General features: G+C 44.0%; 16 protein-coding genes. 12 read left to right on the forward strand and 4 right to left on the reverse strand.

The window, feature by feature from the left end:
* The first annotated feature begins 196 nt into the window (after window positions 1-196).
* Window positions 197-1,393: a site-2 protease family protein gene (locus V7K98_RS08940; RefSeq protein WP_335020847.1), complete on the forward strand. Its 1,197-nt coding sequence runs from the start codon at window positions 197-199 to the stop codon at window positions 1,391-1,393.
* Between the two features lie 314 nt (window positions 1,394-1,707).
* Here the strand turns inward: V7K98_RS08940 and V7K98_RS08945 are convergent, their stop codons facing one another.
* Window positions 1,708-2,274 (reverse strand): hypothetical protein, encoded by a 567-nt coding sequence (locus tag V7K98_RS08945; protein WP_335020849.1) that lies wholly within the window; start codon window positions 2,272-2,274, stop codon window positions 1,708-1,710.
* 305 nt (window positions 2,275-2,579) lie between these two features.
* On the opposite strand from V7K98_RS08945, the gene V7K98_RS08950 reads away from it, so the two are divergent.
* The 5 genes from V7K98_RS08950 (at window position 2,580) to V7K98_RS08970 (ending at window position 11,458) form a co-directional block, all read left to right on the forward strand.
* Complete coding sequence (locus tag V7K98_RS08950; RefSeq protein ID WP_335020850.1) at window positions 2,580-6,263, forward strand: WD40 repeat domain-containing protein; 3,684 nt, start codon at window positions 2,580-2,582, stop codon at window positions 6,261-6,263.
* 330 nt (window positions 6,264-6,593) lie between these two features.
* Window positions 6,594-7,022, forward strand: a complete 429-nt coding sequence (locus V7K98_RS08955; RefSeq protein ID WP_335020852.1) for an RICIN domain-containing protein — start codon at window positions 6,594-6,596, stop codon at window positions 7,020-7,022.
* A 450-nt stretch (window positions 7,023-7,472) separates the two neighbouring features.
* A complete protein-coding gene (der, locus tag V7K98_RS08960) occupies window positions 7,473-8,843 on the forward strand; it encodes a ribosome biogenesis GTPase Der (RefSeq protein ID WP_335020854.1) in 1,371 nt (456 codons plus the stop codon).
* A gap of 87 nt (window positions 8,844-8,930) precedes the next feature.
* Complete coding sequence (locus tag V7K98_RS08965) at window positions 8,931-9,851, forward strand: energy-coupling factor transporter transmembrane component T family protein (RefSeq protein WP_335020856.1); 921 nt, start codon at window positions 8,931-8,933, stop codon at window positions 9,849-9,851.
* A 104-nt stretch (window positions 9,852-9,955) separates the two neighbouring features.
* Window positions 9,956-11,458: an anthranilate synthase component I gene (locus V7K98_RS08970; protein WP_335020858.1), complete on the forward strand. Its 1,503-nt coding sequence runs from the start codon at window positions 9,956-9,958 to the stop codon at window positions 11,456-11,458.
* On the opposite strand, the gene V7K98_RS08975 is transcribed toward V7K98_RS08970, so the two are convergent.
* A complete protein-coding gene (locus V7K98_RS08975; RefSeq protein ID WP_335020860.1) occupies window positions 11,452-11,583 on the reverse strand; it encodes a hypothetical protein in 132 nt (43 codons plus the stop codon). The two genes, V7K98_RS08970 and V7K98_RS08975, sit on opposite strands and share 7 nt — an antisense overlap.
* Here V7K98_RS08975 and V7K98_RS08980 point away from each other — a divergent pair.
* The 5 genes from V7K98_RS08980 to proC all read left to right on the forward strand — a co-directional run bounded on the left by V7K98_RS08980 (window position 11,576) and on the right by proC (window position 14,887).
* Complete coding sequence (locus V7K98_RS08980; RefSeq protein WP_335020862.1) at window positions 11,576-11,755, forward strand: hypothetical protein; 180 nt, start codon at window positions 11,576-11,578, stop codon at window positions 11,753-11,755. The genes V7K98_RS08975 and V7K98_RS08980 overlap by 8 nt on opposite strands.
* Before the next feature lie 307 nt (window positions 11,756-12,062).
* Complete coding sequence (gene pipX, locus V7K98_RS08985) at window positions 12,063-12,341, forward strand: transcriptional coactivator PipX (protein WP_335020864.1); 279 nt, start codon at window positions 12,063-12,065, stop codon at window positions 12,339-12,341.
* The gene (locus V7K98_RS08990; protein ID WP_335020866.1) at window positions 12,338-13,006 is read left to right on the forward strand and encodes a YggS family pyridoxal phosphate-dependent enzyme; all 669 of its coding nucleotides are present in this window, start codon (window positions 12,338-12,340) and stop codon (window positions 13,004-13,006) included. The genes pipX and V7K98_RS08990 overlap by 4 nt, the downstream gene beginning before the upstream one ends.
* A 366-nt stretch (window positions 13,007-13,372) precedes the next feature.
* Window positions 13,373-13,978, forward strand: a complete 606-nt coding sequence (locus V7K98_RS08995; RefSeq protein WP_335020868.1) for a cell division protein SepF — start codon at window positions 13,373-13,375, stop codon at window positions 13,976-13,978.
* A gap of 90 nt (window positions 13,979-14,068) precedes the next feature.
* Window positions 14,069-14,887, forward strand: coding sequence for a pyrroline-5-carboxylate reductase (gene proC / locus V7K98_RS09000; protein WP_335020870.1), 819 nt, complete (start codon window positions 14,069-14,071; stop codon window positions 14,885-14,887).
* Here the strand turns inward: proC and V7K98_RS09005 are convergent.
* Window positions 14,834-15,073, reverse strand: coding sequence for a hypothetical protein (locus tag V7K98_RS09005; protein ID WP_335020872.1), 240 nt, complete (start codon window positions 15,071-15,073; stop codon window positions 14,834-14,836). The genes proC and V7K98_RS09005 overlap by 54 nt on opposite strands.
* A gap of 45 nt (window positions 15,074-15,118) precedes the next feature.
* On the opposite strand from V7K98_RS09005, the gene V7K98_RS09010 reads away from it, so the two are divergent.
* Window positions 15,119-17,794 carry a DEAD/DEAH box helicase gene (locus tag V7K98_RS09010; RefSeq protein ID WP_335020874.1) on the forward strand — a complete coding sequence of 892 codons (2,676 nt, stop codon included), beginning with the start codon at window positions 15,119-15,121 and terminating at the stop codon, window positions 17,792-17,794.
* A gap of 232 nt (window positions 17,795-18,026) precedes the next feature.
* On the opposite strand, the gene V7K98_RS09015 is transcribed toward V7K98_RS09010, so the two are convergent.
* Window positions 18,027-18,410 (reverse strand): hypothetical protein, encoded by a 384-nt coding sequence (locus V7K98_RS09015; protein WP_335020876.1) that lies wholly within the window; start codon window positions 18,408-18,410, stop codon window positions 18,027-18,029.
* Window positions 18,411-18,948: the final 538 nt, after the last annotated feature.

Raw genomic sequence — 18,948 nt, forward strand, 5'->3', positions numbered from 1 at the left:
ATAAATAATTCCCAATTCCCAATTCTCAATTCCCAATTTCAGAGTTTTGCTCACAGACATTAATTGTCTATCCTAGAAATAAGAGCATTTCATAACTCAGCAGTATCGAATTAATGCTCAGAAATATACGTATAAATATATACGCGAATATTGCAGTATAGAAACTACTGGTGATATCTAGTTTTAGGACAATGTAATGCAAACAAATTGGAAAATTGGTTCTTTATTTGGAATTCCTCTATTTTTAGACCCGTTATGGTTTGTGATTTTAGGGTTGACAACCCTAAACTTTGGGGTAGCTTACCAAGAATGGGGAACTGTTATAGCTTGGAGTGCTGGCATAGTTATGGCACTGCTGCTATTTAGTTCGGTATTGTTACATGAATTGGGTCACAGCTTAGTAGCCCGATCGCAAGGCATTAAGGTTAATTCAATTACTCTGTTTCTATTTGGCGGGATTGCTGCTATTGAAGAAGAATCTAAAACTCCTTTCAAAGCCTTTCAAGTAGCGATCGCAGGGCCATTGGTGAGCATCATACTATTTTTCCTGCTCCGTCTAGGAGTTACCGTAATTCCCGATACCAGTCCCCTCAGTGTTATGGTGGGAGATTTGGCGAGAATTAACTTGGTGGTGGGGCTATTTAACATGATTCCTGGCTTGCCTCTAGATGGAGGACAAGTGTTAAAAGCAGCACTGTGGCAAGTAACAGGTAATCGTTTCCAAGCCGTACATTGGGCAGCAAAAGCTGGGCAAATTTTGGGTTATGGTGCGATCGCTCTGGGGTTTGTTGTAGATTTCTTGACAAGAGAGTTAGCGCTTGGTTTGTGGATTGCGATGTTAGGTTGGTTTGCTGTCCGCAACGCCAGCAGCTATGATAACGTGACTACATTGCAAGAAAGCCTACTCAAAGTCGTGGCATCTGATGCCATGACTCGTGACTTTCGGGTTGTCGATGCTGACCAGACATTGCGATCGTTTGCCGATTTATACTTGTTGGAAACCGCTCCCTCACAGGTTTATTTTGCTGCTTCTGATGGACGTTACCGGGGTCTAGTTTCCATTGACGATTTTCGTCTAACCCAAAGAAGTGAATGGGAAACCCAAACCTTACACAGCCTTGTGCATCCTCTGATAGAAATACCCACTGTTACGGAAGCAACAACCATAGCTGAAGTAATTAACAAGCTGGAAAATGAGCAGTTACCTCGAATTACCGTCCTTTCTCCGGCTGGGGCTGTAGCTGGTGTAATCGACAGGGGTGATATTGTGCGAGCATTAGCGCAAAAGTTAAATTTGCGGCTCACAGACGCTGAAATTAAGCGGGTAAAAGAAGAAGGTAGTTATCCGCCTGGGTTGCAGCTAGGAGCAATAGCGAAGTCGATTGCAAATTAACTGTCATACCCTTGTCATAGTTTTGCAATAGATTCGTCAAAAACTTGTGTGATATTGAATTTGGTATTTGGTTACAAAATGCTTTTTTTGGGTAAAAGGTAGGATTTCCTACCTTTTTTATTTTTTAAACTTAAGTTTGACTTAAGAAAATGTCCCAAAGGATTAGCAGGCAAAGTTTTGGAATTACGATCGCTTCCCCTAGATCCCCGACTTCTTAGAGAAGTCGGGGATCTAAATGATGTATAAAAGCCCAAAAAACTGATTTTTTCTTAACTGTGTGCATGTGCTTCAGAACTGTCACGAGTGCGATCGCTCTAGAACTGACTGTAAATTCCTTTAATTTCTGTTACAGCTTCTTTGCTAGTACTTAGCCAATCCCGCCATCTATCTCTTGGACTAGTAGTGTGGATAATAGCATAACCACCTACCTGCTTAAGAACATTGGAAGGAACAGTATCAGCCCATCCTTGAGTTCGATTACTTGGGCCAGGACAACGCTTACAATCTACACCCCAGCGTTGAGGACTAGTTACATATAAAACATTTCCAGCACGATCGGTAATGGCAACAGCAACAGAACCAGTAAATCCTATCAACTTTTTGTCTGTCCAAATTCTTGTCACACCATCGATTCGACCGTTATTGGAAATTTTAATTTGAGTCTCCATTCGACGATGATCGCCAAGCTCTGTGAACTTAGATCCGCTCAGTGGAAAACGCTGAGTTTGTGCTAGTAATAATTTTTCACTGCGTGAACGTGTAAGTATATTGTCTGTGAGTTGAACAGTAGAAAAATTAGAATGTGATATGTCAACTTCAAGCGTAGCTTGTCCTAAAGCAGAATCACTATTTGGTAAAGCTACTACTGCTGTAGTTGCCATTAAAGAAACAACTCCAACAGTTGCAAAAGTTCTTAAAAATCTCATGTGCTTGTTGCCCCAAGAATACTGTGAATTGCTCAGTTATTAGTTAGAGAAAGCGATCGCTTCTTCTATATCCCTTCTAAGAAGTCAGAGATATAAATACTGCTTATCTACCTAAATACTCTAATGCTTGGTATAAAGTTTGTCGGTCGGAAAAGGTCGGAGAAAAGTCGGGTCTTTTTGGTAGATTTACGTAAACTTTTGCGAAAAAATCAAGTTGTTTGTGAGAATATTGTAGGTAATTTTGTATTACTACGGAATAAATGACGATTGAAGAAGCGATCGCAATCGTTGAGCGATTATTGCAACGGGGACGCTTAACGAGAGCGCAAGAGATTGTATTTCGCTATGCCTGGGAAGGTAAAACTTACCTAGATATGGCGCGAGAAGTCACTTATGACCCTGGTCATATCAAAGATGTTGGTTCGCAACTATGGCGATCGCTATCTCAAGCTTTAAATGAAAAAGTTACCAAAAATAATCTGCACGGAGTCCTAAACCGAACCGCACAGCAGAATGGTGCAAACGTCTCCCCAACTTTCACGCCTCGCATCGATTGGGGAGAGGCGATCGACGTTTCCCAATTCTATGGACGGACAACTGAATTAGAAACTTTGAGTAAATGGATTGTGGGCGATTCGACTAACGGCGATAGTAACGCTTCACGCACTCGTGTAGTCACACTGCTAGGTATGGGTGGCATGGGCAAGACTGCGCTCTCGGTGAAGTTAGCAGAACAGCTACAGGCAGAATTTGAATATGTAATTTGGCGATCGCTCCGGCACGCACCTTTTTTTCATGACAAGCTAACAGACTGCATCAAAATTCTTTCCAATCAACAAGCGATCGCATTGCCTGCTGACCCTCACGAGCAAATCACCTGTTTAATCGAGTACTTTCGTAAATCTCGCTGTTTACTGATTCTAGATAACTTTGATACTCTGTTGCAGCATGGTAAGCAGACAGGCTGTTACCGAGAAGGCTATGAATCCTACGGTGAACTTTTGTGGCGATTGGGAGAAACTCGGCATCAAAGCTGTGTTCTGCTCACCAGTCGGGAAAAACCTGCTCAAGTTGCAGCATTGGAAGGTGATGGTTTGCCAGTTCGTACCCTTGCTCTATCAGGATTGGAAGTTGCAGCAGGAGAAACAATTCTCTCACTCAAAGGGTTATTAAGTACAGACAACGAAACCCGCCAGCTAATTGACTGTTATCGTGGTAATCCCCTAGCTTTGAAAATTGCTGCAACTTCAATTCGGGACTTATATCAAGGCAGTATTTCTCGCTTTTTTGCCGAAGGTACAACAATTTTTAATGGTATTGGCAATCTCATCGACCAACAATTTCAACGACTCTCGGACTTAGAGCAACAAGTCATGTATTGGCTGGCAATTAATCGAGAAAGCGTTACGGTGACAGAATTGCAAACAGATTTGACACCTACAGTTCCTAAATCTAAGTTAATCCAAGTTCTGGAGTCTTTATCTTGGCGTAGCTTGATTGAAAGCAATACTGCGGGATTCACACAGCAACCTGTAGTGATGGAATACGTTACAGATTGCTTGATTGAGCAAGTATGTCAAGAAATTGTCACGGAATCACCGCAATATCTGCTAAGTCATGCCTTAATGAAAGCTCAGGCAAAAGACTATATCCGCGATAGTCAAATTCACCTAATTGTGCGGCCGATGTTGGAGCAACTGCAAGTAATTCTTGGCTCTACTCGTCAGCTTGAGCATAAACTGGGCAGATTGATTAACAAACTACAAGATAAAAAACTCCACCCACAAGGGTATGAAAATAACGGAAACAACAAAGAAGCAGAGGAGCAAGAAAGAATTATTCATGCCCCATGCCCAGATAAATTTGGGTATGCTGGCGGCAACCTGCTGAATTTGTTGGCTCAATTGGAAACCGACTTGACGGGGTATGATTTTTCTGATCTCTACATTCGTCAAGCAGATTTGCGTTGGCGCAGCCGGCCGCAGGCATCGCTCAAACTACATCAAGTCAATTTTACCCAGACAACATTTCGAGATTGTGCATTTGCTGCAACCTTTAGCGGTATTACTAGCGTTGTCTTTAGTCCAGATGGGTGTTGTCTTGCTACCAGTGATACCAACGGTGAAATTTATATTTGGGATGCCAACAACGGAAAACAACTCTTTAGCTGTAAACAACACAACAATTGGGTGTGGAGTGTTGCCTTTAGCCCTGTGCATCCAGTCTTAGCAAGTTGCGGTCAAGATCACACTATCAAACTTTGGGACACTACCACAGGAAAATATCTGAAAACGCTGCATGGACACACCAGCATCGTTATAGCCTTGGCTTTTAGTCCAGATGGGCAATTTCTGGCCAGTGCTAGCGACGATCGCACAGTTAAACTCTGGGATATGACAACAACAGAATGTGTGCAAACTCTGGAACATGGCAGTTGTGTGTGGAGTGTCGCGTTTCATCCCACAGGAAAAACCCTAGCGACAGCTGGTGAAGATAACACAATCAAATTGTGGAATCTAGAAACTGGATGTTGCGTACAAACCCTTAAAGGACATCAGCATTGGGTAAAAGCGATCGCTTTTAGTCCAGAAGGGCAAAGGTTAGTTAGTGGCAGTTTCGATCAAACGGTGAAACTTTGGGATCTGCGGACTGGGGTGTGGATGTGTGTGATGACATTGCTAGGACATACAGGATTTGTCACATCAGTAGCATTCAGCCCCAAAGAGGATAAAGCGGCAAGCAGCAGCTATGACCAAACTGTGAAGATTTGGGATATACATACCGGAAAATGTCTGGATACCCTAAAAAAGCATACAAACCGGATTTGGTCAATTGCTTTTCATCCCCAAGGACGCTTGATCGCTAGCGGTGGGGATGACCATGCAGCGAGATTCTGGGAAGTTTCGACTGGACAGTGTACCAAAACCATACAAGGACACAGAAATGCGATTTATGGGATTACCCACAGTTACCAGCAAAACCTTCTTGCTAGCGCACATGAAGACCAGACAATCAAACTCTGGGATGTCAACCTCAATGCCCCGCAACAATTAAAGCTTGGCCTCCAACCTTTTCGTGTACTATACGGACACAGCAATCGGGTCTTCTGTGTTGCCTTTAGTCCCAACGGACAATTTCTCGCTAGTGGCAGCGCCGATCGCACCATTAAACTCTGGAGTCCCTATACAGGACAATGCCTCAAAACCTTATATGGTCATGGCAGTTGGGTCTGGGCGATCGCTTTTAGTCCAGACAATAAATTACTTGCTAGTGCCAGCCATGACCATACAATCAAGATTTGGGACGTGCATTCTGGGGAATGTTGGCAAACATTACAGGGGCATCCTGGATCTGTGCTAGCGATCGCTTTTAGTCCTGACAGCAAAACTCTCTTCAGTAGTGGCCATGAAAAGATAGTTAAACAGTGGGATATTAAAACAGGCATCTGTCTGAATACTTGGCAGGCAGATTCAAACCGTGTTTGGGCAATTGCCGTCAGTCCAGATAATCAATATGTTGCCACTGGTGGTGATGAACAGATAGTGAAATTGTGGGATATTCACACCGGAACTTGTTACCGGATATTCCAAGGACATACTGGCCAAATTGTCTGTATTCTCTTCACCGCCGATGGTAGCCGGATGATTAGCGGTAGTAGCGATCGCACCATCAAAATTTGGCATATAGCTACTGGAGACTGCCTTGCTACACTAGAGAATCACCAAAATTGGATATGGTCACTGAGTCTGAGCCACGACGAGCAAACTCTCCTCAGTGGTAGCCAGGATGAAACAATCAACTTTTGGGATCTTGCTACCGGGAAGTGTCAGCAAACTTTAAGACCAGCCCGCCCTTATGAAGGCATGATTATTACTGAAGTCATGGGGTTGACTGAAGCAGAAATAGCAACTTTAAAAGCTTTGGGAGCCTTAGAAGTTAATTGATGCACGACTACGACACATATCTTAACCTCCAAAATCAGAACCGATGATTTTTAAAACCGATTAGCGATAATCACAGCTTATATCAAGGCTATGGGCGGTAGCGATCGTTGATTCTCCGTAAAATTTATCAATATCCGAAATCAGCTTTTTATTCTTTGTAGAACTTTATAGATAATCCTTCTACTACTTAAGAGGTTTGAACGCGATCGCTAGTACTTAACGGGCATTTTTTACACCGAAAATGAGACAGGCTGTAAAGTTTTGTTTTATCGGCACAAAGTACACAATTCAACCGAAATTACACAATCGTATTTTAAAGGAAAATCAACCATGCGTAAATTAAATCACACTGTTACCAAGGGAACCGCCGTTGTCACCGCCGGACTGCTTATGATGATCGGGATGTCGATGCCGGCGGATGCGGCAGCAACCAAAACATATATGAACGTCTCAACCGGTTTCTGCCTAGACAGCAACGGCAACGGAGAGGTGTACGCGCTTGGCTGCAACGGCGGGAACTATCAGAACTGGAAGAGAGAGGGCAAGCGCCTGGTCAACGTCTCCACTGGAAAGTGCCTGGACAGCAATGCCGAGGGAAAAGTCTACGCACTTGGCTGCAATGGTGGGAACTATCAGAACTGGAAGAGAGAGGGCAAGCGCCTGGTCAACGTGTCCACTGGAAAGTGCCTGGACAGCAACGGCAAGGGAGAAGTGTACGCGCTTGGCTGTAACGGTGGGAACTACCAGAACTGGAACTAATACGGGGCATGACGAAATACGTGCAAAATTACCTACGCTGTAAAGAACACTTGCGGCTGCACACTCCTTATAGCGTTTCCTCTTTGAGGAAGGATATAAGCCTCAATTAGGAGCAGGGCGATCACGGGAGGCTGGTCTTGCCTCTGCACGTTCGAGTAACTTTTGACTTCAACTTCCGACTTCCACCAGCCATCTGGTAGAAGTCGGAAGTCAGACTACTAGCCGCGATCGGGCAAGAATCGTGAACAAGCATCACCTTATTTAAGCCTTGTATTGCTGACATCATAGCCCCCGCTCTTCGAGAGGGGAGGGGGTTGGGGGTGGGGTTCTTCTATCTCACTCAACTGAGAACCGCTATAATACGAAGTTGGGAAATTATTAAAACTTCAAGTTGAAAGTGAGTAAAATGTAAGTACATGATATACTACACCTCTCACTCATCCTGGTTTTATGGCACTGCCAATTGTTGCAATTATCGGACGCCCAAATGTGGGCAAATCCACCCTGGTTAATCGACTCGCCGGGGAGCAAACGGCGATTGTCCATGATGAACCGGGAGTGACGCGCGATCGCACTTACCTACCAGCTTTCTGGAACGGTCGTGAATTTTTAGTTGTAGACACTGGTGGTTTAGTCTTTAATGATGATACCGAATTTTTACCACTAATTCGCCAGCAGGCAATGACAGCCCTTGCAGAAGCCTGTGCCGCCATTTTTGTCGTAGATGGTCAAACAGGCCCCACATCGGCAGACCAAGAAATTGCCGAATGGATGCGCCAACAACGCGTACCTGTGCTACTAGTTGTAAATAAATGTGAATCTCCAGACCAAGGCTTAATGCAAGCTGCCGAGTTTTGGGAATTGGGATTGGGCGAACCTTACCCCATCTCCGCAATTCATGGTAGTGGCACAGGAGACTTACTCGACGAGTTAGTTAATCACATTCCTGCTATTGAAGACATCCCCGAAACTAATGAAATCAAAGTGGCAATTGTCGGCCGCCCGAATGTAGGCAAATCAAGCTTACTCAACTCTTTTGTTGGCGAAGAGAGAGCAATTGTCAGCCCAATTTCCGGCACAACCCGCGATGCTATTGATACCGTCATTGAACGAGACGAGCAAACCTACCGCTTAATTGACACCGCCGGGATTCGCAAAAAGAAACATATAGAATACGGCACAGAATTTTTTAGTATTAACCGTGCTTTCAAAGCGATTCGTCGCGCCGACGTGGTTTTATTAGTAATAGATGCTGTAGATGGAGTCACTGAGCAAGACCAAAAATTAGCTGGGCGGATTATCGAAGAAGGTCGAGCTTGCATCATCGTCGTTAATAAGTGGGATGCTGTCGAAAAAGACTCCTACACAATCTACGACTACGAAAAAACTCTGCAATCACGGTTACATTTTACCGAATGGGCAGAAACAATTTTTGTAAGTGCCTTGTCAGGACAACGAGTAGAAAAGATTCTCGAATTGGTGAAAACGGCGGCTGAATCACACAAACGCCGTGTCAGCACATCAGTTATTAACGAAGTATTAACAGATGCCGTGAGTTGGCATTCACCGCCAGCATCCCGTGGTGGTCGTCAGGGTAAAATTTATTATGGTACACAAGTAAGTAGCCAACCACCAACGATCGCACTATTTGTCAATGATTCCAAACGCTTCAACGACAACTACCGTCGCTACATTGAACGCCAATTCCGGCAACAGCTAGGATTTAAAGGCACGCCCATTATTTTACTTTGGCGTAGCAAAAAAGTCCGTGATGCCGAAATTGGTAACGTTAATAGAGCAACTCGCGTCAAAATAAGTTAGGAGACGCGATTCATCGCGTCTGTATAGGAGTTATGAGTTAAAGTCAAAACTCCTAACTCTCACTCCTAACTCCTAACTCTATCTAAAATGGATTTATTGCGATCGCTGCCACTTGGACTTTATTTAGAACAACCCCAAACTTGGCTGCATAAAATCGATCCGCGAGTCAAATTCGCTTGGTTGATGAGCTTTTTAACAAGTTATGTTTTAGCTAACAATATTTGGCGGGTGCTGCTGGTGGTACTATTGATTGTTGCCACCTTGATTGCCAGGATTCCCCGGCGAGTATGGCAGCAACAAATGGGTTGGCTATTAATGCTATCGTTTTTTGTCTTAGCGATCGGAGCCATCAGCCCTGATGGAATGGGTGTAGATTATCAGCCACGCTTACCAGCCAATGAACAAATATTAACCCAGAAAGCAAACTCCAATAATATTGTTCCAGAGCAGGTAAGCGATCGCAAAAAATACAGCTATGTGCTATTTCACAAAGGCCCAGTAAAAATAACTCGTCGCTCCTTAGATTTAGCAGTACGACTGAGTACACTGATATTTACCGTGATTTACAGCACCAACCTCTATCTATTGACAACCGCACCAGAAGAAATCACATCTGGCATAGAAAGCCTCATGCAACCCTTGCGACGCTTCAAGTTGCCTGTCACAGAAATTGCTTTAACTTTAACCTTATCCTTGCGCTTTATTCCCCTGGTTTTAGAAGAAGTGCAAAACTTATTTCGCTCCGTGATGACGAGAGCAATTAACTGGAAAAAGCTGGGATTAAAAGGAGGGTTCAAATTGTGGATGACAGTGGCAGAAAGACTTTTAGAAAATCTGCTCTTACGAGCCGATCAAATGGCCAATGCAATGATGGTTCGGGGTTTTACCAGTCCCAATGAGCATAGAGTGCAGTGGCACGACTTACGATTCAAAGGGCGTGACTGGCTTGCTATTGCCAGTTTAATTGTATTCTGGGGAATACGCATAGCTATAGGAACTGAAGTTTAATTTTGCACCAAGAAAATGGTATAGAGGTAATTGTCAGTAGTTGTAGTTATTTGTACTCACTGCTGAAAACTGTTAACTAACTATTGACAACGCCTAGAAACAGTATGATCAAGGCTTGGTATTGGCGATCGCTACCCTTAGAAAAGCGCACAGGTTCTGAAATTTTTGCTGCTCTTTTTCGCCCCACATCTGCACCGGGAATTGCAACCCTACTAGAAAGTCCCTACCCAACGCCAATCGATCATCCCCAACTCAACCGATATTCTATCTGTGCAGGCGCTCCTCGTCTAGTTGATGGCATCCCCCAGATGTGGACACCAGAAGTAGGAAAGGTTTTTCCCTTCCTAGAAAAGTTGTCACAGCAAGGGTTAGAGAGAGGTGAGGGGGAGAAGGAAGATAACCAATGCCCCAATGCCCTGCCCTTCACCGGCGGTTGGTTAGGTTGGCTAGGTTACGATGTGGCATGGGAAATTGAACACTTACCCCATCAGAAAATTGATCCCTTACCATTTCCTATAGCTTTTTGGTATGAGCCAGATTGTTTTGCCGTTTTGGATCACGCGCAACAAATTCTTTGGCTAGCCGCCAGTCATGCAAGTGGACTCGATCGGTTAGAGAAAAAATTGGAAAAAAGACGAAGCGATGAAGGAGATGGGGAAATAGGCAAGATAACCAATGCCCAATGCCCCATGTCCAATGCCCCATCGCCTCTTTTGTTTTTGACATCGCAGGCAGATTATGAAACAGCCGTAAACCAGGTGAAAAAATATATTCAAGCTGGAGATATCTTTCAAGCAAATCTTTCATTGCGATTTCAAGCGTCTACATCGGCTTCTGGTTGGGAAATTTACCAAGCCTTACACAAAATCAATCCTTCACCTTTTGCCAGTTATTGGCAAACGCCTTGGGGAGAAGTAATGAGTTGTTCGCCGGAACGATTGGTAATGGTGCAAAATCGGCAAGCTGAAACTAGACCGATCGCTGGGACGCGATCGCGTGGTGTCACACTAGAACAAGATATGCAACTGACACAAGATTTACTCAGCAGCACCAAAGAACGTGCAGAACACATCATGCTAGTGGACTTAGAACGCAATGATTTAGGGCGAGTTTGTGAATGGGGAACGGTTACTGTTGATGAATTGCTAACAATTGAGCGATATAGCCATGTGATGCATCTTGTCAGCAACATCAAAGGTACTTTAAAAGGCGAATGCCTACGGCACGGCGAAGCCGAACGCACAGCCATTGATTTGATTCGTGCCATGTTCCCAGGTGGTACAATTACGGGCTGTCCTAAAGTTCGTTGTATGGAAATTATTGAAGAATTAGAACCCGTGCGGCGCAGCTTATTCTACGGTTCCTGTGGCTATTTAGATTGGCGTGGTCATTTAGATTTAAATATCTTAATCCGCACTCTACTACTAGCTCCCGCGTCTGGTGAAGCACGAGAAGAATCCCCTGCTGGGTACTCAACACTTAACACCGTCTGGGGACAAGTTGGCGCGGGAATTGTTGCAGACAGCGATCCTGAGAAAGAATGGTATGAATCTCTGCACAAAGCTCAAGCACAATTGGCAGCCCTGAAAATGCTGAATAATCAATAGGGAATTGGGCATGGGGCATGGGGCATGGGGCGGAAATAGGAAGATGATGGAATAAAGGAATAGAAAGGCAGAGGAGAGGAGAAGTTTCTCAGGTCTTTTCCTTCTACCCAATGCCCAATGCCCAATTCTCAATGCCCAATTCCCAATTCCCAATGCCCAATGCCCAATGCCCAATTCCCAATACCAATTTTGTGCCATTTAGCCGCAGTTGTGGCAGTATGGAAAGAAGTTGAAAAGTTCGCTGTTGCCATTGGGAACTTCAAAGGGTGTTTTCCCTTGCTATCGCCGAACTTTTAACAAAAGGATCGGGACTGTCTACTACCTTGTCCCTACAGATTGGTAAATTGAAGTCACCAAAGCAGATGGTGATGTTTATCAACAGCCTCTACTCTCTAAATCTACACTTTGCGGCTTCTGTTGTACCATTTCGCTTCACTACCACTAGCTTCATCTGCCAGATTAGAAACTAGATCGAGGTCTTCGTAACCGCAGTTTTGCATTTTAAGCAAATATTTTGACGAATGTTGGTATTATCGTCTGAATGTTTGGAATTCACTGCGAAAAGATATATATACTCCCACCTTGACTACACCTTGACTCTTAAATGAATCCAGAAAACGCAGAAACTTACATAAACCATCCAACTTGGGGTTTACTTTACAAAATCTGTATGGTTGATGATAACCAGGATTTGTTCACCACACTTTATGCCCAGCGCCTGTTTTTTTTGGTCGCAAATGACGTTAAAGGTGTTAAATTCCAGTCTTTAGGACGGACTGAGGCAAGAATGATGTTGGAAAATCGCTTACGTACCCTGCGGCGCAGTGGACATTCTCAGGAGTACGATCAGCTTCAGAGTGTTTTCCAACGCACCTTCCAATGAGTAGTTCGATTTCTGAACGTATTGTTTCCATTCGTTCCTCCCTGCCTACTTCAGTCAAATTGATTGCTGTGAGTAAACAAGTTCCTGCCGAGGCCATTCGGTCTGCTTATGCCGCAGGAATTCGTGATTTTGCGGAGAGTCGCATCCAAGAAGCTGCCAGCAAACAAGCCGAGTTGCAAGACTTACCGGATATTACCTGGCACTTTATTGGACATTTACAAAGCAATAAAGCCAAAAAAGCCCTCGAACACTTCCCTTGGATTCACTCCGTGGATAATTTGAAGCTGGCACAGCGCTTAGATCAATTAGCCCAACAACTAGGAGTGAGTCCCCAGGTTTGCCTGCAAGTGAAAATTCTTCCCGATGCCAACAAGTCTGGTTGGAGTGTGTCAGAACTTTTGGCTGATTTACCCACACTAGATCAATACAAAAGTTTACAAATTCAAGGTTTGATGACAATTCCGCCTTCAGGATTAAATGATTCGGAAATTTTGAATGTGTTTAATCTCAATCGTGAGCTAGCAAAAAAAATCCAGGAGCAAAACTGCTCACACATTAAAATGCAGCACCTATCTATGGGTATGTCAGGCGACTACGAACTAGCAGTGCAAGCAGGCGCAACAATGGTACGATTAGGAACAATATTGTTTGGCGATCGCTCTTAGCCTTTGAACATTAGCCTTGCAAGATAGCATTAATAGAGATCCGGATTTGATGACAAGAATTTTGTAACAGACTGGTGCAATTAGAAACAAAGGATATAGTATTGACAAGAGTAATCGCCAAGGGAAAATGGGGTAAAAAGAGCTTTCCTTCGGACAAACCTTAGGATATAATCTTGACTCATTATTATGTTTAGGCGATGCACAGACCTTTCCAATAAGTGTCAGTTCATCGCCAAAACCTGTAGTATGAGCTACCAATAGCAATATACTTGCTGAAATATCCACCGATGTAGCGATCCGCTCCTATCTAAATAAATCCATTGCCCAAGTCAAACAGGCTATTCGCACCAGGAGAGTACACAGACAATGAACAACATCTTTTCCAAACTCAGAGACTTTGTAGGTCTAAATGAGCAAGTGGAATACGAGTATTACGAAGAAGAACCAGAAACAGATAATAATAATTACCAAAATCTGTATCAGCAAGAAAATCCTCAACCCCCAGCACCGCAAGAGAGCGCAACCGCTCAAAATCGACGTTGGCGGGAACCAGTGCCTACAATGGGAGATGATATCGCAGCAGGTTCAAAGCCAATGGGGAATGTGATTGGTATGCCAGGAGCAATTAACGGAATTTCGGAAGTTTTAGTCCTCGAACCACGCACCTTTGAAGAAATGCCCCAGGCAATTCAAGCGTTGCGAGAACGGAAGTCAGTTGTATTAAATCTGACAATCATGGATCCAGACCAAGCTCAACGAGCAGTAGATTTTGTTGCAGGTGGTACTTACGCACTAGATGGACATCAAGAGCGTATCGGTGAGAGCATCTTCTTGTTTACACCAAGCTGTGTCCAAGTTAGTACCCAAGGTGGCGTTCTTCATGAAGTACCCCAACCGCCATCACGCCCCGCTCGTCCTACAGGTTCTCCTAATCAAACCTGGGGCAACGAAACTAACCGGATGGCACAATAAAGTTAAATTAATTAAAAGTCAAGAGTCAAGGGTCAAGAGTCTAAAGTTCAAATATTGACTCTTGACCCTTAACTCTTGACTATGGAAAGAATGACTATAAAATTTGGTTTAATTGGTGGTGGGGTAATGGGAGAAGCGCTCTTATCCCGCCTTATTGCACGTGGAATTTATCAATCATCAGAAGTCATCGTTAGCGAACCGCTACCTTCACGCCTAGATTTTTTGAAGCAGCAATACGATGTTGCAGTGACGACAGATAATAGTGAGGTTTTCACCCAAGCCAAAGAAGTTGTGTTTTTGGCAGTGAAACCGCAGGTGTTCAGTGCGATCGCTCAAGAATTAGCACATATTGATATTATTAATAGAGAAAACTCTCCCCTGATTATTTCCATATTAGCGGGTGTGCCTTTAAGTCAGCTAGAAGCTGCATTTGTGCAATTGCCAGTTATCAGAGCAATGCCCAACACCCCAGCCACTGTGGGAGCAGGAATTACGGCCATTTGTTCAGGTGCATATACCAATGCCAAGCATCACCAAATAGCACAGCAAGTTTTTTCTGCTGTGGGCGAAGTTGTGGAAGTCTCAGAAGGGCTAATGGATGCAGTCACAGGGCTATCTGGTAGCGGGCCAGCTTACGTGGCAGTGTTAGTAGAATCACTTGCTGATGGTGGAGTATCCGCAGGTTTACCTAGAGCAATTGCCAATCAACTAGCCTTGCAAACCGTACTAGGAACAGCGAAACTGTTGCATGAAACCAAAATGCACCCAGCAGAACTTAAAGATCGCGTTACCAGTCCGGGTGGTACAACCATTGCGGGAATTGCCAAACTAGAACAAGCAGGATTTCGTTCAGCTTTAATTGAAGCAGTAAAAGCTGCCACAGAGCGATCGCAAGAACTGGGAAAATAAAATTGGGAATAGGGCATGGGGCATGAGGCATGGGTAAGATAATGGAGAAATAACCAATACTTCTCTACCAAAGGCTGCGTCAACGGCTTGTCTACGAGACGCTGTTCGCGTTCGGTCAGTACAAGTGCCCAATGCCCAATGCCCAATGCCCAATGCCCAATTCCCAATATCTAACGAAGTTGACAAAAGACTCGTTAGTATAGTAAACAATCTGGTTGCAAATGTGATTGAGTGAATTATCCTGCGCCGTCTCCAGAACTTGACTTAGGGACTATATTTCCCTTCGATCTGGATCAGTTTCAAAAAGAAGCGATCGCGTCCCTAAACGCCGGACGCTCAGTAGTCGTGTGTGCGCCCACAGGTTCGGGCAAAACATTAGTTGGAGAATATGCCATTTATCGCGCCCTGTCGCGGGGGAAACGTGTATTTTATACTACTCCCCTAAAGGCGCTGTCAAATCAAAAATTACGTGACTTTCGAGAAAAATTTGGGTTTGATCAAGTCGGACTGTTAACTGGAGATGCCTCCATTCACAGGGATGCACCGATTTTGGTGATGACTACAGAAATTTTCCGAAATATGCTCTATGGCACACCCATCGGGCAAGTCGGCATCTCATTAGTAAACGTGGAAGCCGTAATACTTGATGAATGCCACTACATGAACGATCGCCAGCGCGGTACAGTTTGGGAAGAATCCATCATCTATTGTCCTCGTGAAGTGCAACTGGCAGCCCTCTCAGCAACGGTTGCCAATAGCGATCAACTCACCGATTGGTTAAATCGCGTTCACGGCCCAACCGACCTAATTTACTCCGATTTTCGCCCAGTTCCCTTAGAATTTCACTTTTGCAATCCTAAAGGGTTATTTCCCCTGCTGAATGATAGCAAAACCAAAATTAACCCCCGTCTTCAGAAAAAAAAGGGCAAAGGGGGAGAAAGGGACAGAGGAAGAAGTGGTAGACCGGAAGCTCCTGGCATAATTTATACCTTGAGCCAGTTAGAGCAACGGGATATGCTACCAGCAATTTACTTCATCTTCAGCCGCCGGGGATGTGATAAAGCGGTGGCGGAAGTGGGTGATTTATGGCTAGTAAATAGTGAAGAATCCCAAATTTTACGGGAACAGATTGATGACTTTTTAGCCCGCAATCCCGAAGCTGGGCGTTCTGGACAAATTGCACCCCTATACCGGGGAATTGCTGCCCACCACGCCGGAATTTTGCCTGCATGGAAAGCACTGGTAGAAGAACTATTTCAGCAAGGGCTGATTAAAGTAGTATTCGCCACTGAGACGCTGGCCGCGGGGATTAATATGCCCGCCCGGACAACGGTAATTTCTACCCTTTCCAAGCGGACTGACACCGGACACCGCCTGTTAAATGCTTCCGAATTCTTGCAAATGGCGGGACGAGCAGGCCGCCGGGGGATGGATAAACAAGGTTATGTAGTGACAGTCCAAACTCCCTTTGAAGGAGCTAAAGAAGCAGCATACTTGGGAACATCCAAGCCAGACCCCCTCGTAAGCCAGTTTACGCCAAGTTATGGCATGGTACTCAACTTGCTGCAAACCCACACCCTAGACCAAACCAGGGAACTGATAGAGCGCAGTTTTGGGCAGTACATGGCCACCTTGCATTTAAGGCCAGAATACGATGAGATTGCCGAACTAGAAAAACAATTAGCTCAACTACACGAGCAAATTGCCGCAGTTGATGAAAATGAACTGGCTATTTATGAAAAATTACGGCAACGCCTGAAAGTCGAACGCCAGATATTGAAAACTCTGCAAGAGCAAGCGCAAGAAGACAGACAAGAAGGATTGGGGATGATGCTGGACTTTGCAGTGTCAGGAACTCTGTTGAGTCTCAAAGGCAAAAATATCACAGTGTCTTCACCCATAACCGCAGTGTTAGTGGGAAAATCGCCTGGTTCTGGTCAAGCTCCTTACTTGGTATGCTTAGGGCATGATAATCGCTGGTATGTGGCAACCACAGGGGATGTAGTCGATTTATATGCCGAATTGCCGCGCATTGAGGTTTCACCGGATTTACTACCACCGCCAGAAATGCCATTGAAACCAGGACAATCACGCCGTGGTAACGAAGAAAGCTTTGCGATCGCAGTGCGTATTCCCAATCCGATAGAATCTTTGCATCTGGCACCAGAAGTAGCAGAACAACTCAGTCGCACTGCTGCCGTCCAAGAGCAATTAGAAGCTCATCCCCTACATCAATCAGGCAATGCTGCCACACTTTTCAAGCGTCGCGCCAAATATGTCGAACTAGAAGCCGAACTCGAACAGCTGCAAGGGCAAGTAGAGCAACATTCACAACGTCATTGGGAAGAATTTCTCAACTTAATCTTAATTCTGCAACACTTTGGCGGCTTGGATAACTTAGTACCCACAGTATTAGGACGAATTGCTGCCGCCATTCGGGGTGAGAATGAATTGTGGTTGGGTTTAGTATTCGCTAGTGGTGAATTAGACAATTTAGATCCCCACCATTTAGCCGCCGCAGCCGCCGGTTTGGTGATGGAAACACCCCGTCCAGATAGCAAGGTTAACTTTGAGCTTAGTAATGAGGTGGCAGAAGCCTTAGCAAAATTACGGGGAATTCGTCGGCAAATGTTCCAACTACAACGGCGGTATAATGTGGCGCTGCCTATATGGTTGGAATTTGAGTTAATTGCCATAGTAGAACAATGGGCGCTAGGTATGGAATGGACAGAACTCTGTGAAAACACAACCTTGGATGAAGGTGATGTGGTGAGAATTCTCCGGCGGACGTTGGATTTATTATCACAAATACCCCACGTTCCCCATTTACCAGACTCTTTCCAGCGTAATGCACATCGGGCAATGCAGTTGATTGATAGATTCCCTGTGAATGAGGTGGTTGAATAAACAGGACACTTTTAGGCACAGAGAATATTTGATAATTTCTTTGCTTTTTTTCTTTTCAGGACTTACGAAAAACTAAATGCTGTAGGGGCAATTCATGAATTACCCCTACAAACTGCCACAAAAATGAATTTAAATTTAATAGTAGTGGTACTTAGTTAAAAATGCTTTTTTGGCTTCGTATATCTTCTCTACGTAATTAATCACATGTACTTAAGAGAAGTTGTAATCACTCTTAGTACACCAAGTTTCCAGTACCACGCAGCTGACGCAAAGAATTTACGCACAATGGACAGTCGCAGCCAAATGTCTTAATTGCAGCATCACTTTCTTCGTCAGTAAAGTTCAACATTGCAACATTTTGATCTGATACAGATGTAACAATAGTTGCAGAACGTGCAGATGAAGTATACGGTTTCTTTCTCTCTGAATCTCGAATGCACACAAAATTGTTTCCACCATGTGGGTTAGTGATACAGGTACGACCGTCTTGTGTGTGCATCAATCGCTGTGTAATACTGCCACTAGCATGGGCAGGATGAAATGTCACTAACGTAGACATCATCGATACAAAGATTGAGGAAGTGGAAAGCAAATTCAGAAGAATTTTTTGGTTCATAAATTTCCTTGAAAAAATTGTCTACTAGCTTAGGGTATTCGATTAACTTTCAAACTTCAAGTGAGTTTTCCCTAAGAATAGCTAGCTATAGGACTCATATTTGATTTCTGAACAAAATTAGGTATTGTAGGGTGTGTTAGAACGCAGTTCGTAACGCACAATTATCGCGGGTTTGGTGCGTTACGCTGTCGCTAACACACCCTACATATTTTTTCAAAAATCAAATAGTAATCCTATATGACACTTGCTATCCAAGAAAGTTCCATATCTACTCAGTTCTATCACAAAGTTATTTTCACAGGATCATTAAGCAATCAAATAGGCTTTAAGTGTGCGCTTAAAGACCGATGAAATCTTATGCAACCGATAAATCGCTCACTACGAACAAAAGTTATATTTTAGATTATTCAATAAAATCGATAACCACTATCGCTATATTTACAAGATTAAAACATTCATTTAAACCAAAAAAATAGCATGAGTATTTAATAATAAATCTGATATAGATTCTCATTCTTAAATGTTTAACTTGTGAAAA

The sequence above is a fragment of the Nostoc sp. genome, from assembly GCF_036917435.1.
Lineage (GTDB): Bacteria > Cyanobacteriota > Cyanobacteriia > Cyanobacteriales > Nostocaceae > Nostoc.

Coding starts and splice junctions, on each gene's coding strand:
- V7K98_RS08940 (WP_335020847.1), top strand. CDS start 197: ATGCAAACAAATTGGAAAATTGGTTCTTTATTTGGAATTCCTCTATTT.
- V7K98_RS08945 (WP_335020849.1), bottom strand. CDS start 2,274: ATGGCAACTACAGCAGTAGTAGCTTTACCAAATAGTGATTCTGCTTTA.
- V7K98_RS08950 (WP_335020850.1), top strand. CDS start 2,580: ATGACGATTGAAGAAGCGATCGCAATCGTTGAGCGATTATTGCAACGG.
- V7K98_RS08955 (WP_335020852.1), top strand. CDS start 6,594: ATGCGTAAATTAAATCACACTGTTACCAAGGGAACCGCCGTTGTCACC.
- der (WP_335020854.1), top strand. CDS start 7,473: ATGGCACTGCCAATTGTTGCAATTATCGGACGCCCAAATGTGGGCAAA.
- V7K98_RS08965 (WP_335020856.1), top strand. CDS start 8,931: ATGGATTTATTGCGATCGCTGCCACTTGGACTTTATTTAGAACAACCC.
- V7K98_RS08970 (WP_335020858.1), top strand. CDS start 9,956: ATGATCAAGGCTTGGTATTGGCGATCGCTACCCTTAGAAAAGCGCACA.
- V7K98_RS08980 (WP_335020862.1), top strand. CDS start 11,576: ATGCCCAATTCTCAATGCCCAATTCCCAATTCCCAATGCCCAATGCCC.
- pipX (WP_335020864.1), top strand. CDS start 12,063: ATGAATCCAGAAAACGCAGAAACTTACATAAACCATCCAACTTGGGGT.
- V7K98_RS08990 (WP_335020866.1), top strand. CDS start 12,338: ATGAGTAGTTCGATTTCTGAACGTATTGTTTCCATTCGTTCCTCCCTG.
- V7K98_RS08995 (WP_335020868.1), top strand. CDS start 13,373: ATGAACAACATCTTTTCCAAACTCAGAGACTTTGTAGGTCTAAATGAG.
- proC (WP_335020870.1), top strand. CDS start 14,069: ATGACTATAAAATTTGGTTTAATTGGTGGTGGGGTAATGGGAGAAGCG.
- V7K98_RS09015 (WP_335020876.1), bottom strand. CDS start 18,410: ATGAACCAAAAAATTCTTCTGAATTTGCTTTCCACTTCCTCAATCTTT.